Origin of the sequence: Runella sp. SP2 (assembly GCF_003711225.1) — a bacterium.
Taxonomy (GTDB): domain Bacteria; phylum Bacteroidota; class Bacteroidia; order Cytophagales; family Spirosomataceae; genus Runella.
The window spans coordinates 4,298,526-4,314,590 of record NZ_CP031030.1; the positions used below are offsets into that span (position 1 = coordinate 4,298,526).

At 42.5% G+C, this 16,065-nt stretch carries 13 protein-coding genes; 12 read left to right on the forward strand and 1 reads right to left on the reverse strand.

The features are described 5' to 3' along the window. Positions 1–88 precede the first annotated feature (88 nt). From DTQ70_RS17130 to DTQ70_RS17185, 12 genes are all read left to right on the forward strand, one after another. On the forward strand, positions 89–1,468 hold the full coding sequence (locus DTQ70_RS17130) for a hypothetical protein (RefSeq protein ID WP_122931940.1): 1,380 nt from the start codon (positions 89–91) through the stop codon (positions 1,466–1,468). 2 nt (positions 1,469–1,470) lie between these two features. Beyond that, the gene (locus tag DTQ70_RS17135) at positions 1,471–3,864 is read left to right on the forward strand and encodes a hypothetical protein (RefSeq protein WP_122931941.1); all 2,394 of its coding nucleotides are present in this window, start codon (positions 1,471–1,473) and stop codon (positions 3,862–3,864) included. Positions 3,865–3,900: 36 nt separating this feature from the next. Next, on the forward strand, positions 3,901–4,539 hold the full coding sequence (locus DTQ70_RS17140; RefSeq protein ID WP_122931942.1) for an N-acetylmuramoyl-L-alanine amidase: 639 nt from the start codon (positions 3,901–3,903) through the stop codon (positions 4,537–4,539). Positions 4,540–4,562: 23 nt separating this feature from the next. After that, positions 4,563–5,000, forward strand: coding sequence for a D-Ala-D-Ala carboxypeptidase family metallohydrolase (locus DTQ70_RS17145; RefSeq protein WP_122931943.1), 438 nt, complete (start codon positions 4,563–4,565; stop codon positions 4,998–5,000). Between the two features lie 148 nt (positions 5,001–5,148). Next, on the forward strand, positions 5,149–6,162 hold the full coding sequence (locus DTQ70_RS17150; RefSeq protein WP_122931944.1) for a hypothetical protein: 1,014 nt from the start codon (positions 5,149–5,151) through the stop codon (positions 6,160–6,162). Positions 6,163–6,203: 41 nt separating this feature from the next. Next, a complete protein-coding gene (locus DTQ70_RS17155; protein WP_122931945.1) occupies positions 6,204–7,415 on the forward strand; it encodes a hypothetical protein in 1,212 nt (403 codons plus the stop codon). Positions 7,416–7,417: 2 nt separating this feature from the next. Next, positions 7,418–7,933, forward strand: a complete 516-nt coding sequence (locus DTQ70_RS17160; protein WP_122931946.1) for a hypothetical protein — start codon at positions 7,418–7,420, stop codon at positions 7,931–7,933. After that, positions 7,930–9,570, forward strand: coding sequence for a ribosomal protection-like ABC-F family protein (abc-f, locus tag DTQ70_RS17165; protein ID WP_122931947.1), 1,641 nt, complete (start codon positions 7,930–7,932; stop codon positions 9,568–9,570). The genes DTQ70_RS17160 and abc-f overlap by 4 nt, the downstream gene beginning before the upstream one ends. Before the next feature lie 400 nt (positions 9,571–9,970). Beyond that, the gene (locus DTQ70_RS17170; protein WP_122931948.1) at positions 9,971–10,996 is read left to right on the forward strand and encodes a glutamine synthetase beta-grasp domain-containing protein; all 1,026 of its coding nucleotides are present in this window, start codon (positions 9,971–9,973) and stop codon (positions 10,994–10,996) included. Positions 10,997–11,092: 96 nt separating this feature from the next. After that, positions 11,093–11,827 (forward strand): bifunctional 2-polyprenyl-6-hydroxyphenol methylase/3-demethylubiquinol 3-O-methyltransferase UbiG, encoded by a 735-nt coding sequence (locus DTQ70_RS17175; RefSeq protein ID WP_122931949.1) that lies wholly within the window; start codon positions 11,093–11,095, stop codon positions 11,825–11,827. 81 nt (positions 11,828–11,908) lie between these two features. Further along, a complete protein-coding gene (locus tag DTQ70_RS17180) occupies positions 11,909–13,672 on the forward strand; it encodes an ABC transporter ATP-binding protein (RefSeq protein WP_122931950.1) in 1,764 nt (587 codons plus the stop codon). A gap of 237 nt (positions 13,673–13,909) precedes the next feature. Then, complete coding sequence (locus DTQ70_RS17185) at positions 13,910–14,755, forward strand: hypothetical protein (protein ID WP_229599959.1); 846 nt, start codon at positions 13,910–13,912, stop codon at positions 14,753–14,755. Positions 14,756–14,836: 81 nt separating this feature from the next. On the opposite strand, the gene DTQ70_RS17190 is transcribed toward DTQ70_RS17185, so the two are convergent. Then, a complete protein-coding gene (locus DTQ70_RS17190; RefSeq protein ID WP_122934452.1) occupies positions 14,837–16,048 on the reverse strand; it encodes a saccharopine dehydrogenase family protein in 1,212 nt (403 codons plus the stop codon). Between the last annotated feature and the right edge of the window lie 17 nt (positions 16,049–16,065).

Here is a 16,065-nt window from a genome sequence, read left to right on the forward strand (position 1 = left end):
GTTCAAAAATGCAATGAATATCAGAAGTGCGCTGAAGGCAATTGGAAAAGAAAATTGATAAAGCCCTCACAATAAAATAAATACAGATATGGAAGAACTAATTAAAGCAATATTGATACAGTTATTTATTCTTAGTCTAATTTCTGAGCGGATAACCAATTTCATTAAACTCAATCTACAAACAATTATAGAAAGATACGGTAGTAAAAGTTTAAGTGACCGATTAGGGAATTTAAGAAATAGAGAATCAACTGAGGACAAAGAAAAGCAGCGAGAACGAGGTATTTTAAACTGGGCGATTGTTGTAAGTATTTTGGTGTCTAATGCTGTTGCTGCTGACCTATTTTACCTTATGACTGATGGCAAATTACAGTCTCAATGGGAGTTTAGTTCAATGTTAGGCTATTGTCTTACAGGCCTTTTCATCAGTCTTGGCTCTAAGTTTTGGCATGACTTGCTGGATATTGTGCTTTATACGTCTAATCTTAAACGGAAGTTGGCCGATACTACTCAATTTCAACAGATTGACCGTATCGAACAGGTAGATGAGTTTGTCAATCTTTTTCCTTCTCAGGTGGCTCAAATGGCTTTGGTGCAATGGAAAGAGCAGATTTCAAGCGATGAACTGTCAAATGTGATGAGGGTTAATTCGGCAGTACGAAGAATTGATGGACAATTGAAGCCATGTTTATATGTGTACCTAAAGGATGAGCATATCCCTCAAAATTTCAATTTTAATGTACTTACAAAAACAGGGTTGAATCAACCTGTTCATATCATTTGGATTCCACGTTCAGCATTTCCTAAACCTCATCTAAAAAGTGGAGATTCGGTAAAGCTACGTAGCTCATTAGCAAACGGAACTCTTTGTTGTTTTTTGAAAAAGCCCAATGGCAAATCTGTTTTTGCACTGACTTGTCGCCACGTTTTTAATCCAATTCCCAGTAATATCCAACGATTTCTTGAAAACCCTAAGCCAGTCACAAGCAATGGCAGTAAGATTGGAGAATGGACTTACGAACAAATGGATGAACAATTTGATATGGCTTTGGTAAAAATGAATGAGACAAGCTCTATTGACCCAGCTCCTCCTTTTTCAAAATCTGTGCATCAGACATTCTCGGACAGCGATATAAGAAGTATGAACGTAAGCGTCATAACGAAAAACGGCTTCAAGATGGGCAAATTAATTGCTATTCATAGAAACACTTCTATCCCATTTGATTACGATGGTGATATCCATGACTTTGTTGGCCTTTTAGAATTCTCTCAAACTGATGCCACGGAGTCGGGTAGAACAATTACTGAAAAAGGAGATTCTGGGGCTATGGTTTTTGATAGCAATACCAAAAACCCAGTGGGTATGATCATCGGAGGTAATGACACATCTTCGTTTGCTATTCCATTGGTAGATATTCTTGAACAATTGAAAACAGAAATATTTTTCTCACCTCAAATAGATGCCTAATCATGAAAAAAACGCTCACCCTCGCCCTCTGTTGCATTGCACTATGGAACACAGCTAACGCACAAATAAAAATTCCATTGGATAAATCTGGCGAAATTAAAGATGTCAAATTAGTGAACAACCAATCTTTTGAACTTTTATCTTGTGATAAGTTCATAGACGGTAGTATTACTTTTGAGGAAGACGCTGACCGTACGCTAACACTTGGCAAATCGGATATATTAGAGATTTGTAGAAATGGAGGTAAATTTTCATTGGGTAACTTCAAGTTAAATGTCGGTAATAGGACGATTGAGATTCTCCCACCCACTAAAAAAATTATAATCGAAATTAAAAATACCCCAGCACCTGCGGGCGAGGTGACAGAAAAGAAAGAAGCACCTAAGCCTTATGAGCCAACTGATTTTATAGCCACAGAAGCTCCGAAACTTTATGAGTTTATGAAAAAAGGTGACATAAATGGGGTTAAAGCTCTTTTAAAACAATTCAATATTGAAACAGAAAAAGATATTGACAATGAATTACTAAAAAGTATTAAAGTTAAAGATGACAAAGAAAATGATAAAAAATTATCAGATTACTTAAATGCAGCAAGTGTTAAAAGAAATATAGATGATGTATTAAGCACTAATAAAAGTGTAGCACAAAGTGGTTTACCAAGTCCAATACTCGTAGCAGATGCACTCGGTACATTCATCGCCAAACGCTTCAAGGAGGAAATAAATATTGCCTATCTCGAAAAATTTAAAACATTTCTGCAAGAACAAGAGGAATATCGAAGCATTTTACCCCAAACCTATGACGTTCTTAAAAACCAAGAACCCTACAATTATACCGTTTTCCTGCAAGCATTGCACGAAGCCTTCGATGAAGATATGCGAGGACTTCCTAACAACACTTTAACATTCTTAGAGGGGTTTGATTCGCAAAAATTGACGAATATTCAGGGTAATTTGAAAGCTAAAATTAAAACCATACAAGCCAGCGATATATCAGACAAATGTAAAAAGTCAGAAGAAGATAAGTTGAAAAAGAAAATAGACTTATTAGAAAAATTTAAAGTGTTTATCAATGCATATAAAAATGAAATTTATTCCACATTAGCCGTACTACGAACCGTGGAGAGAGCTAACGCCGAAAATATCGTTGTGGCGCTATCAAATTTAGATGAGCTATCGTCGATTAATAATTTAGAAGAAACAGCACCGATAAGAAATATTTTAAAACTCTCTGGACTTTTTGCTCGGAATATGCGTGTAGGTGAGGATGGTTTTATTGATAAAAAGGCTTTGGAGTACTACAAGAAGCCAGAAGTAGTGCAAATATTTTTAGGGCTTTTGCTTAAAAAAGAGGAAACGGCATTAAAACAAATATTCATTGATGCTTCAAAAAATACACTTTACGAAGCACTTAACACGGCATCAGCGGTTAATATTCTCTCTCATCTCAACAGCTTGACGAATGACTATCAAAAGTTTTTGAAGGCCGATAAACCAAGTGCTGACGACGCTACCTTACGCAAAAGTCAGCAGGTAACTTTCATCGCTACCCGCTCACAGGCAGCAATAGATATGCTCGGCCATCTTGCCAATCTTTCAAACACATTGGGCATCACTAATACAAACCAAGTGACGGAATTTGAAAAATATAGGTCTGCGGCCAAAACCTTTGTAACTATTTCGAAGAATGTGATAGAAAAAGATTACGGCATAGCTGTCAATGGCGTTTTCAACTTAATTGAGATACTCGAACTCAATAATGATAGTGAGAGAAGCCCATTGTTCAGAGAATTTCTCAAATATGGTATGTTCGCAGCTACAGTGGCCTCTGCTGAAACAAGTGCTGAAATGGTAGCAGCTCTCGAAACTGCGGCTTTGCCAGTTGGCAGCTATCGTATTAAACGTAATAATCGTCTTAACATTTCTGTCAATTCTTACGGAGGTATTAGCGGAGGATATGAAGAATTTAGAGCACAAGGTGGTGGTTTTTTTGCGCCTTCGGCACTTGTAGGTTTTTACATCGGAAGGGGTACACAACAAAAGAATGTCAAAAACAATGATGGGTGTTCTAATGGCGTATTTTTATCCTTAATAGATGTAGGAGGAATTTTTGCATTGAGATTGATAGGAAGCGATACTACAAAAAATAAAACAACAACCGCTGTTTTACCAGAAATTTCTTGGAGAAATATTCTGACCCCAGGAATTTATTATGTTCATGGTTTTAAAAATAGCCCTATTTCATTGGGAGTTGGTTTTCAGAGAGCACCACAACTAAGGCTTTCTGATAAAAATAATTCGCTAACTATATTAGATGTAGATGCGTGGCGTATCGGTGCAAAATTGACTATTGATATTCCTTTGTTTAATATTAAAACCCGAGCAGATAAGAAGTAGCCTAAAAACTTTCACTCATCAAAAACTATAATTTTCATGGCAAAAACAGGAACCATTGTTATTGACCCTGGGCACGGGGGGCAAGTCGAAGTCGGAGATTCGTCTGCAAACAACGCTATCAGTGCAAGTGGTGTTCTTGAAAAAAACATCACTTTAAGAATGGCTTTCTTAGTAAGAGAGCAATTGCTGAGTATTGCTGCTGCCGAAGGGCATCAGCTGATCATTCTCTTGACCCGAGAAAGTGATGTTAATCTGGGATTAGCAGCAAGGGCTAAAGTCGCAAAAACCAATAAGGCAAACTTATTTTTATCTATACATTGTAATGCCTCCATAGGGCATAATGCACGTGGTACTGAAACACTTATCAGTCCTGTAACTGATGGCAATACCAATCATCTAGCCGATAAAGCATTTGCGCAATTAATACAAAATGCCGTTTTCAATACCATCAAATCGCATGATGTTAATGCAAGAGATAGAGGTGTAAAAGACCAGTCACTCGGTGTGCTTAAAGACAAGCATTTAGGCACGACCACGAGGGCCTGTTTGGTCGAATTAGAATTTATTGATGTGAAGGCAGTCGATATATTACTCAACATTGGCCCTAATTCACCACAAGTACGTACCAATATTGCCAATGCTATTGCACGAACACTTGTAGAATCGTTAGAGTAGTAGAAAAGATAATCCTCCTCCCCATGAACCTCACGCCCCACTTCACCCTCAAAGAAATGACCATAAGTCAGACGGCTATTAGGATGGGCATTAATAATACCCCTAATGCTCGCCAAATAACCAATCTCACGCGTATTTGCGAGCACATTTTAGAGCCACTCCGCACAATCGTTGGCAAGCCAATTAATATTTCTTCGGGATTCCGTAATCCCACCGTCAATTCGTTGGTTGGAGGTTCTTCAAGTAGTCAGCACATGAAAGGAGAGGCCGCAGACTTCACCGTCGAAGGATTTACGGTACAACAGCTTTTTGACTTAGTGCGAACTTCTACGCTCCCTTATGACCAGCTTATTCAAGAATTCAATTCTTGGGTACACGTTTCGTTTGGGCCGCGCAATCGGCGACAAGCGTTGATTTTTACCAAAAATGCTCAAAACAAAACTGTTTCACGAGCAGCATAATTTCACAATTTTGTCAAGTGGACTATTTATGCACAATTAGTAAAATGCACTACTAATTGTGCATAAATAGTCAATGGAAAAAGAGCTGCTGTTCTCTTGTAAAACGCCCCAACTTTTACTACCTTCACTCTCCTAAACTCAACTGATTATGAATGTATTAACTTCACTCGACGTGCTTATTGGGCTTATTGTGATTTTTTTGGTAGTAAGCCTTGCCTGTACCGTTATCAACGAATGGATTGACGCTCTTTTACACACGCGCGCCCAGCAACTTCGCAACAGTATCAGCCAAATGTTGTCGTCCTCCAATGACAATTCGCTGGGTCAGAAATTTCATACGCATCCGCTCATTCAAGCCCTCGAAAGAGACACCAACGTGTGGGGTATTTACAAACGGCGAGACAAGCCTACGTATATCTCCAATCGAACTTTTCGGCAAGTTCTTTTTGATGTGCTCAATAAATTGGTGGCTGACCATCCCATCAATTTTGACGGTACGTTGGAAGAAATCGAGCAAAGTCTCAATGCACTACCCGATTCTGACCTTAAAACGCGCCTTCTTTCCATTCTCAACGAAGTGAAAGCCACTGTCCAAGACGCTGAAAAACGAGTAGAAGCCTTTCAAAAGGCCATTGACCAGTGGTTCGACGAGTCGATGGAACGCACTTCCGATTGGTACAAGCGCCGCGTGCAGTTATGGACGTTTTTGTCGGGAATTGCCTTCTGCACTTTATTGAATATTGACACGCTAACCATTACTCAATACCTCTGGCAAAACCCTGAAGCTCGACAGGCGTATTTACAAGCGGCCAACAACATCATTGCCAGCGCCTCAACCGACTCGCTCAAAAAAGAATTAGCGGGAAAAGATTCTCTTCAACTCAACAACGTTGGGCAAAAAGTAGATACGTTGTTGGTAAGCCTCCGCGAGGAAGTTACCCAAAATACTACGATACCGTTGGGTTGGCAACTAGAAAAGCTTCCGACTTGTACCAAAGGCGGTGTAGGCACTTGGCTGGCCTATTGGATACGAAAATTGGCGGGTTTATTGATTAGCATTGGGGCAATCAGCGCGGGGGCTCCGTTTTGGTTCGATATGCTCAAAAATGTCGTCAATATCAGAAATTCATTGAAAAGTAAGACGCTTGGAATAGATTCATAAATACGACCGTTGTTTTCCTAAACCTAACGCCCCTAAACACAATGAACATACTCTCAGATTGTCCCGCAGGGGATAAGGAATGTCTGATAAAAAAACTAACCAGCAACCGAATCACCCACTACGACCTCAACCACCTCATGCAAATCGCCACGAGCGACGACCTAAAATCCATCACTCAATCGGTTTTTGACATGGATGAAGCTACATTACTTGAGCGATCGGCGGTTGAAGGAGCTACACGATGGCTCAATAGCCTCAAAAATGAGCGTCGTAAAGACTTGTATGTCAAGAAGATTCAACATACACCCCGCCATGAGCTCAAAAAAGTAGTAGCCGAAGGTGATTCTTGGTTCAACTATCCACTCATCCTGACGGACATCCTCGACTGGATTAGTATGGACAAAAACACGGCTGTTTTCAGCCTTGCTTCGGCCTCCGATTGGCTAGTCAATATTCTCGCATCTAGGGAATATGTCAATGGGCTGTCAGTTCATCAACCCGACTTTTTCCTGATGAGTGGAGGAGGCAATGACGTAGGAGGAATGAGTCGAATGGCGCTTATGGTATCTCATCGGTTCAATGAAACTTCGGAGTTGACACACAGCGCTTGGGCACAGCATCTAATCGCAAACGCCCACGAAAAACCATACCTACTATCCAAAGAAGTGAGTTTGGATACCCGAAAACCAGACGAAAAGAGGTGGAACGATGCCATTGGCCATTTATCCAAAGACTTTTTTGCGTTGATGATGCTCTTTCGTTTACAGTATTATTCGCTCTTTCATAGTTTGTTGGTAGGCGGTAACGAAAAATTCCCCGACCTAAAAATCATCACCCAAGGCTACGATTTTCTGGTACCTTCCGACAATAAAGGTTGGGGAATCAACCCACTCAAATGGTACATTCCTGTCTTACGCTGGATTGGGCATGGCTGGTGGTTGAAAAAACCGTTGATTTTTAAAGAAATATCTGGCGAAAAGCTCCAATTGGATATTCTCTATGCTTGCATGTATTTCTTCAACGAAATGATGATTGAACTTGAAGAAAAATTCATGGAGCTTCACCCAACGGCTAAAGGACGTCTATTTCACGTTGACTCGCGGGGGTTAGTGCAAAAAAATGAATGGACAGACGAGATTCACCCTCAACCTCACAAATTCAGAACCATTGCCCAAACCTACCTCGACTGCATTCACGGTCAGCCCTCCGACTACAAGCACGTTTATCGTTCCATCAATCGCCAAAAACCATAGCCATGAAAATTTCACTTCTCTTCATCGTTGTAGGTGGTCTAACGGCTTACCTATTTCTTACAACAGCGTCTATTTTTCAAGGAAATATAGACTCTACTTGTAATTTTTGGCCAAACGCCGAGTGTTTAGAGGAGCGGTTTGACCTACTTACTTCTATCCAAAAACGCCAACTTCTTGAGGTCGTTCATCTTGACTATTGGTACCTCATTTGCTATCCATTTTTACTTGGACTTTGGGTATATCGTGAAATGCAGGCGCAAACATGGCTTTTGACAAACACTCTGCTCAGATGCTGCATATTGGTGATTTTTGTTTTGTTTTTGGCTGATGTGGTCGAAAACATACTTTTAGGACAAATACTTCAAGACATTTCTTACCCTTTTCAAGTCCTTGCCCTTGTCACTCGTTTGAAATGGATAAGTTTCGCTTTTATACTTTTAAGTCTTTTGATTGGTGCAATTGGGCGTAAAACAGGGCTTTTCCCCTTATCTTTGCGGCTCAAAAAACGAATTGAATGATTTCAGTAGATAACGTAACCGTAGAGTTTGGGGGAAGGGCCTTGTTTAGCGACATTACCTTCAACATCAACGAAAAAGACAGAATCGCCCTCATGGGCAAAAATGGAGCAGGAAAATCGACGCTCCTTAAAATCATTGCGGGGGCCGATAAGCCTACACGCGGTAAAATCTCGGCACCCAACGACGCCGTCATCGCCTACTTGCCACAGCACCTGCTCACCGTCGATGATGCTACGGTGTTTGAGGAAGCCCTCAAGGCGTTTGCCGAAGCGCAAGAAATGAAAAACGAGCTTGATGGCCTCAATCACCAACTCGAAACACGTACCGACTACGACTCCGACGACTACATGGCCATCATTGAGCGCGTGTCGGAATTGAGTGAAAAATACTACTCGACCGAAGAGGTCAACTACGACGCCGAGGTCGAAAAGACATTGCTTGGTTTGGGCTTTTTGCGCTCTGATTTCAATCGTAAAACTAGTGAGTTTAGCGGTGGCTGGCGGATGCGCATTGAGTTAGCCAAAATTTTGCTCAAAACCCCCGATTTGATTCTGCTGGATGAGCCCACCAACCACCTTGACATCGAGTCGATTCAGTGGTTGGAAGAGTTTTTGGTCAATACCGCCAAATCAGTGATTGTGATTTCTCACGACCGTGCCTTTGTTGACAACATCACCAACCGCACCATCGAAATCACCATGGGGCGGATTTATGATTATAAGGTAAACTACTCGCACTATTTGCAGCTTCGCAAAGAGCGCTTGGAGCAACAACAGAAGCAATACAACGACCAGCAAAAAATGATTGCCGAAACCACCGAGTTTATTGAGCGTTTCAAAGGCACCTATTCCAAAACGTTGCAGGTGCAGTCGCGGGTCAAGATGCTGGAAAAATTGGAGATTGTGGAAGTGGATGAAGTAGATACCTCTGCCCTCAATTTGAAATTCCCGCCTGCGCCCCGTTCGGGCAACTACCCCGTTATCGTGGAAGATTTGAGCAAAAGCTACGGCGACCATTTGGTGTTCAAAAACGTGAGCATCACCATTGAACGTGGGCAGAAAGTAGCGTTTGTGGGTAAAAACGGAGAAGGAAAATCGACACTTGTCAAGGCCATTATGGGTGAACTGGAGTATCAAGGCGACCTCAAAGTTGGACACAATTCCATGATTGGGTATTTTGCCCAAAACCAAGCGTCGCTGCTCGATCCTGAATTGAGCGTTTTCCAAACGATTGATAACATTGCAGTGGGTGAGATTCGTACCAAAATCAAGGATATTTTGGGCGCGTTCATGTTTAGTGGTGAAAGCATCAATAAAAAAGTGGGTGTACTTTCGGGAGGTGAACGTACGCGTTTGGCCATGATTAAACTGTTGTTGGAGCCCGTCAACCTCCTCATCCTCGATGAACCTACCAACCACCTCGACCTCAAAACGAAGGACATTTTGAAAGATGCCCTCAAGGCATTTGACGGTACCATTATTTTGATTTCGCACGACCGTGACTTCTTAGATGGCTTGGCCGAAAAAGTCTATGAATTTGGCAACCAACGCGTCAGAGAACACCTCGAAGACATTAACGGATTTTTACGCCTCAAGAAAATGGAGAATCTTCGGGAGATTGAGCGAAAAGCCAAATAATCTTCTTTATCTAATTTTTTCACCAACCCCGTATTTCAGTACTGAAGTACGGGGTTTTGTTTTCTCTTGCATTCCAATAGGCTTAAAAGCCCTAGTGTGTTTTTATCCTAGATTTTGTACTTTCACCAAAATTATCAGTGTATCCCCTTTTTTTCATTCTTACTTTTTACACATTTCTATTTTCACTAAACGATATAGGCACTTTTTGAACAAACTTAGATTTGTGCAATTTTTTAATGTATTTATATAAAATTTAGCAATTTTCTTTTATAATAGATGGCTAATATTAAAAAATGTAAAATTTTATTTGGTGTTTATTAAAAAACACCTTACTTTTGAATCCGTAAAAAGTACAACAACACCAAACTGATTTATTCAACCACCTTAAATTTTATTGTCAATGGCAAAGGCTAAATTAGAATACATCTGGCTAGACGGCTACAAGCCCACTCAAAGTTTGCGTAGTAAAACTAAGATTGAGAATGATTTCTCGGGTAAGTTGGAAGACTGCGACATGTGGTCATTCGATGGTTCTTCGACAGAACAAGCTCCAGGCGGTTCGTCTGACTGTTTGTTGAAGCCTGTTTTCATTTGCCCAGACCCAGAGCGTTCTAAATTAGGTACGCCTGCTTACTTGGTAATGTGCGAAGTTTTGAACGCTGATGGAACACCACACGAATCAAACGGTCGCGCTACTATCGAGGACGACGATAACGATTTTTGGTTTGGTTTTGAACAAGAATACTTCTTGTGGAACATCGAAATTAACAAACCACTTGGTTTCCCTGCCAATGGTTATCCTGCCCCACAAGGCCCATACTATTGCTCAGTAGGTGCGAAAAACGCTTACGGACGCGACATCATCGAAGAGCACCTTGAGTATTGCCTCCAAGCTGGTTTGAACGTTGAAGGTATCAACGCCGAAGTAGCGGCAGGTCAGTGGGAGTTCCAAATTTTCTCTAAAGGTGCGAAAGACGCTGGTGATCAAATTTGGGTAGCTCGCTATTTGTTGGAGCGCATGGGTGAAAAATACGGTGTAGGTATCAACTGGCACTGTAAGCCACTCGGCGATACCGACTGGAACGGTTCGGGTATGCACGCTAACTTCTCAAACACGGTGTTGAGAACAGCGGGTAACAAAGAAACATTCGATAAAATCTGTCAAGCGTTTGCTCCAGTTGTGGCTGAGCACATCGCAGTATATGGTGCTGATAATCACCTCCGTTTGACTGGTAAGCACGAAACACAATCAATTGACCAATTCTCATACGGTGTATCTGACCGCGGTGCATCTATCCGTATCCCTATCGTTGCAGTGAAGAAAGGTTGGAAAGGATACTTGGAAGATCGTCGTCCAAATTCGGCTGCTGATCCATACAAAGTAGCAGCTCGTATTATCAAAACCGTTAAAGGCGTAGAAATCTGATTTTTGGAATACATAGCACTAAAAAACCCCGTCTTTGGCGGGGTTTTTTGTTTTTTAGCCTAACTTCGTCGCTCTGTTAAGCCTCTTTACCATTACATGAACTATTCTGAACTGACTTTCAAAGACCGAAATCCCGTCAAACGGTATCTTCAACGCCAACGGCTCAAAGAAGTTGCCAAAAAGTTAACCCAAACTTTTGATGCTCAGTCCCATTTACGCATTCTGGATTTTGGGTGTGGAAACGCTGAATTATACAAATATTTAAAAGAAAGCTTTCCTAGTTTTACTTACGTTGGTTTCGACCCCAGTGAAAAATACATAGCAGAAGCCAAAACGAATGTCAACCTAACGCCTAAAGATAAGCTTACATTTGAAAAAGAAGAGATTCTAGCACAGCATTACGACCTCATTTTCTGTCTCGAAGTGTTTGAACATCTCCCCGACGAAATCATGGCCGTTGAACTTAGCACTGTACAGCAACTTTTGTCGCCCAACGGAATTCTGGTCGTGGCTGTACCCAATGAATTATACCTTGTAGCCCTCATTCGCGGACTGTTCCGTATGACAAGGCGATTTGGCGCCTACGATGCTACGCCTAAAAATGTTTTGCTTTCGACCTTAGGTACGCCTCCCACCGACCGCCATAAGACCCTCAACAAAGCCGGAAATTATATTTGGGCACACATGGGATTTGACTATCGGGTACTGGCCAAAACCCTCCAACAATATTTTTACGTATCAGCTCCTTTTGGCTCTCCTTTCCCTCATTTTCCTTTGCTTGTAAATACCGAAGTCAACCTGTTTTGTCGGCAAAAACAGCCCGAAAGTTAAATCCATAAAAAATTAACCCCACTGCCCGAAACTCTTACCCACGTAAATTGGGTTAGTAATGTACATTTCCCATACGAAGCTATGAACGAAGAAAAAAAGAGTGGACAGATTTTTGACTTGCCTACCCTGCGTCGCCTGTTTACGTTTGTTAAGCCTTACCAAAAACAATTTTATACCCTCGTAACGCTCATTTTGGTGAGTGCGGCGCTTTCACCGCTTAGTCCACTACTTTTTCGCTATACCATCGACAATCAAATTGCCTCGGGCGACTACAACGGTCTGGCCATGATGCTGGCTGTCATGGTAGGTTTATTGTTTTTTCAAGCCATTATTCAGTTCATTCATACCTACTTAGCAGGCTGGTTGGGTCAAAATATCATTCGCGACATTCGGGTGCAGTTGTACGAAAAAATTCTTCGCCTTCGGCTCAAGTTTTTTGACCAAACACCGATTGGACGCTTGGTGACACGTACGGTGTCGGACGTTGAAACACTTTCGGATGTTTTCAGCGACGGCATGGCGGCCGTAGCGGGCGATATTTTGCAATTGGTACTGATCATCGGCGTCATGTTTTATACCGATTGGCGTTTATCCTTGATAAGTTTGGCCACCGTACCGTTTATGTTGATAAGTACGTACATTTTTAAGGAAAAAATCAAAGACTCATTCAACGAGGTACGAACGGCGGTTTCTAACCTCAATGCCTTTGTTCAAGAACACATTACGGGCATGAACATCGTGCAGATTTTCAGCGCGGAAAAAATCGAATTAGATAAATTCCAAAAAATCAATACCATCCACCGCGACGCTCATATTCGTTCTATTTGGTACTATTCGGTCTATTATCCTGTTGCTGACGTGATTGCCGCCGCCGCTACGGGCTTGATTGTGTGGTACGGTGCGCGCGAAATTCTCCATGATGACATTACTTTCGGCACGGTTACGGCATTTATCATGTTTACCAACCTGTTTTTCAGGCCCATACGAATGCTCGCCGACCGTTTTAATACCCTCCAAATGGGAATTGTAAGTACCGACCGTATTCTCAAATTGCTTGATAGCGACGATTATACAGTCAACAATGGTACATACGCCCCTACCCAACTTCGCGGTGAAGTATCGTTTAAAAACGTGTGGTTTGCCTACAACGAAGAAGAATACGTTCTTAAAGACATTTCGTTCGACGTACAGGCAGGCCAAACCGTCGCCTTTGTAGGGGCAACGGGAGCAGGCAAATCGTCGGTAATTAATTTGTTGAGCCGTTTTTATGATATAAACAAAGGCGAAATATTGGTAGATGGCGTAGAGATTCACCAGTACGAATTGGGGGCATTGCGTCACAATATCGGTGTAGTGCTACAAGATGTATTTTTGTTTTCGGATACCATTCACAACAACATTACCCTCGGTAACCCCGACATCAGTCGCGCCCAAATCATTGAAGCCGCCCAACTCGTTGGCGCGCACGACTTCATTGAGCGACTTCCTGGTGGCTACGACTATAACGTCATGGAACGCGGTGCAACGCTTTCGGTGGGGCAGCGGCAGTTGATTTCGTTTGTACGGGCGTTGGTACACGACCCCAAAATCATTGTGTTGGATGAAGCTACCTCGTCGGTCGATACCGAGACTGAGGAATTGATTCAAAATGCCATTGAGAAGCTCATGAAAGGCCGCACGGCCATCGTGATTGCCCACCGCCTTAGCACAATTCAGAAAGCCAACCAAATCATTGTGCTTGACAAAGGCCAAATCAAAGAAAAAGGCACGCATGACGAACTCCTTGAACACGACGGTTTTTATGCAAATCTCTATCGGATGCAGTACAAAGAAGTAGTAGGATAATTTGAACCTCATATCCCACTAATTTCATTATTTACCCGCAGACTTTCGCAGATTTAACTCGCAGATTTCGCAGAAAAAGGGCTCAATGAAGGAATTCATCTGCGCTTTCTGCGGCTCTAAATCAGCGCCAATCTGCGGGTAAAACTATAATCCTCAAATTAAATTTAAAACGGTAACGCAACCCGCTTGATTCTTTGTCCGTATTGTAAGTAAACCATTAAACGATTACTTACATCTATGAACAAGTCATCCGTATTCCGTACGATTAAAAACTCCTGTATGCCTGTCGAGTTAGCAGTTTTATTATTGGTAGCTGGTTGTACCACGACCGACAGTACACCTACTTTCGATGTATCGTTGGGGCAAACCTCACTGGGACAAGTGCTCACGGGAGAGAACGGCAAAACACTTTACTATTTTGCCTCCGATATTACAGGTCAATCGCAGTGCTCAGGTTCGTGCTTGACCAACTGGCCCGTATTTTACAAAGAAACACCTACCCTCGGAACCAGCTTAACTGCTACCGATTTTACGACTATTACGCGTGCTGACGGTACCAAACAAACCGCTTACAAGGGCTGGCCGCTTTATTATTATGCGGGTGATACCAAATCGGGGGATGTGGCAGGAGAAAAGCTAAACAACGTTTGGTTTGTCGCCAAGCCATCGTACTCCTTGTTTTTTGCCAATGCGCAATTGGTAGGAAACGACGGTAAGAATTACCTTTCTGACTATACCGTTGGCGATGGAAAAACCATTTATTTGGTGGATGCGGCTGGAAAAACGCTCTACGGCTACGTTCCTGACAAAAAGAACACCAACGTTTATACCAAATCGGACTTTAGCAACAATGCTACGTGGCCGATTGCGGAAATTGCAATGCCTACCAATTTGCCCAGTAATTTATCGACCAGTGACTTCTCAGTCATCGACGTTTTTGGGCGTAAACAATTGGTATTTAGAGGACATCCGCTCTATTATTTTGGCCCAGATAATGGTGTCAAAGGAGCAACCAAGGGAGTAAGCGTACCACGACCAGGGGTATGGCCTGTATATAACGCAAGTACCACCGCTTTGCAGTAAAAAATAAGCCCTTCCAAGGTTGTAAACCTTGGAAGGGCTACAAATACCGTGGTTATGAGTAAGCACGGGCACGTTTATCGACTAATACTCGTGCGGCAACGGCTGGTTGATTTGCTCGTGCCACGGCAAACCGTGCTGATTGAGCAAGTCCATAAATGGATCTGGATTTAGCTCTTCACAGTTCCAAACACCCGCTTTCATCCAATCGGCGTTGGTCAACATCAACATCGCACCAATCATCGCTGGTACGCCTGTGGTGTAGCTAACTGCCTGCGCACGTACTTCTTTCCAGCACTCGGCATGGTCGCAGTTGTTCCACACGTAGTACGTTTTATCTTGACCGTCTTTGATACCTTTGATTTGGCAACCAATCGACGTTTGTCCTGTGTAGTTTTCACCCAATGAATCTGGCGGAGGCAATACCGCTTTCAAAAACTCCAACGGCACAATGTCCATGCCCTGAAACTTAATCGGCGCAATGCTCGTCATACCCACGTTTTGGAGTACTTCTAAGTGCGTCAAATACGCCTGTCCGAACGTCATCCAAAAACGAGCGCGCTTCAACGTTGGGAAGTTTTTCACCAACGACTCCAACTCTTCGTGGTACAACACGTAGCTTTCTTTGGGGCCAATGCCAGGGTAATCAATCGGCTTGTGAATGCTCATCGCAGGAATTTCCACCCACTCCCCATTTTCCCAGTAGCGACCTGGCTGCGTAATCTCACGAATGTTGATTTCGGGGTTAAAATTGGTTGCAAATGCCTTTCCGTGGTTTCCAGCGTTGCAGTCGATAATGTCGAGGTAGTGCATTTCATCAAACTGGTGCTTGTTGGCAAACGACGTAAACACCTGCGTCACACCTGGGTCAAATCCACAGCCCAACAATGCCATCAAGCCCGCCTCTTTGAAACGCTCTTGGTATGCCCATTGCCAGCTATATTCAAACTTTGCCACGTCTTTTGGTTCGTAGTTGGCCGTATCGAGGTAGTGAACTCCCGTTTCCAAGCACGCATCCATGATGGTAAGATCTTGGTAAGGCAAAGCCACGTTAATCACCATTTTAGGCTGAAACGACTTGATAAGCACCACAAGTTCCGCCACGATGTCGGCGTCCACTGCGGCCGTTTGAATCGTTACCCCGTGCATTTCTTTGATGTCAGCCGCAATTTTATCGCATTTCGACTTGGTACGGCTGGCAAGCATGATTTCGGTAAAAACGTGCGAATTCATTGCGCATTTGTGCGCAACCACGCCCCCTACTCCTCCTGCTCCTATGATTAAGACTTTTGACATTTTAGTTGTGAGAGATT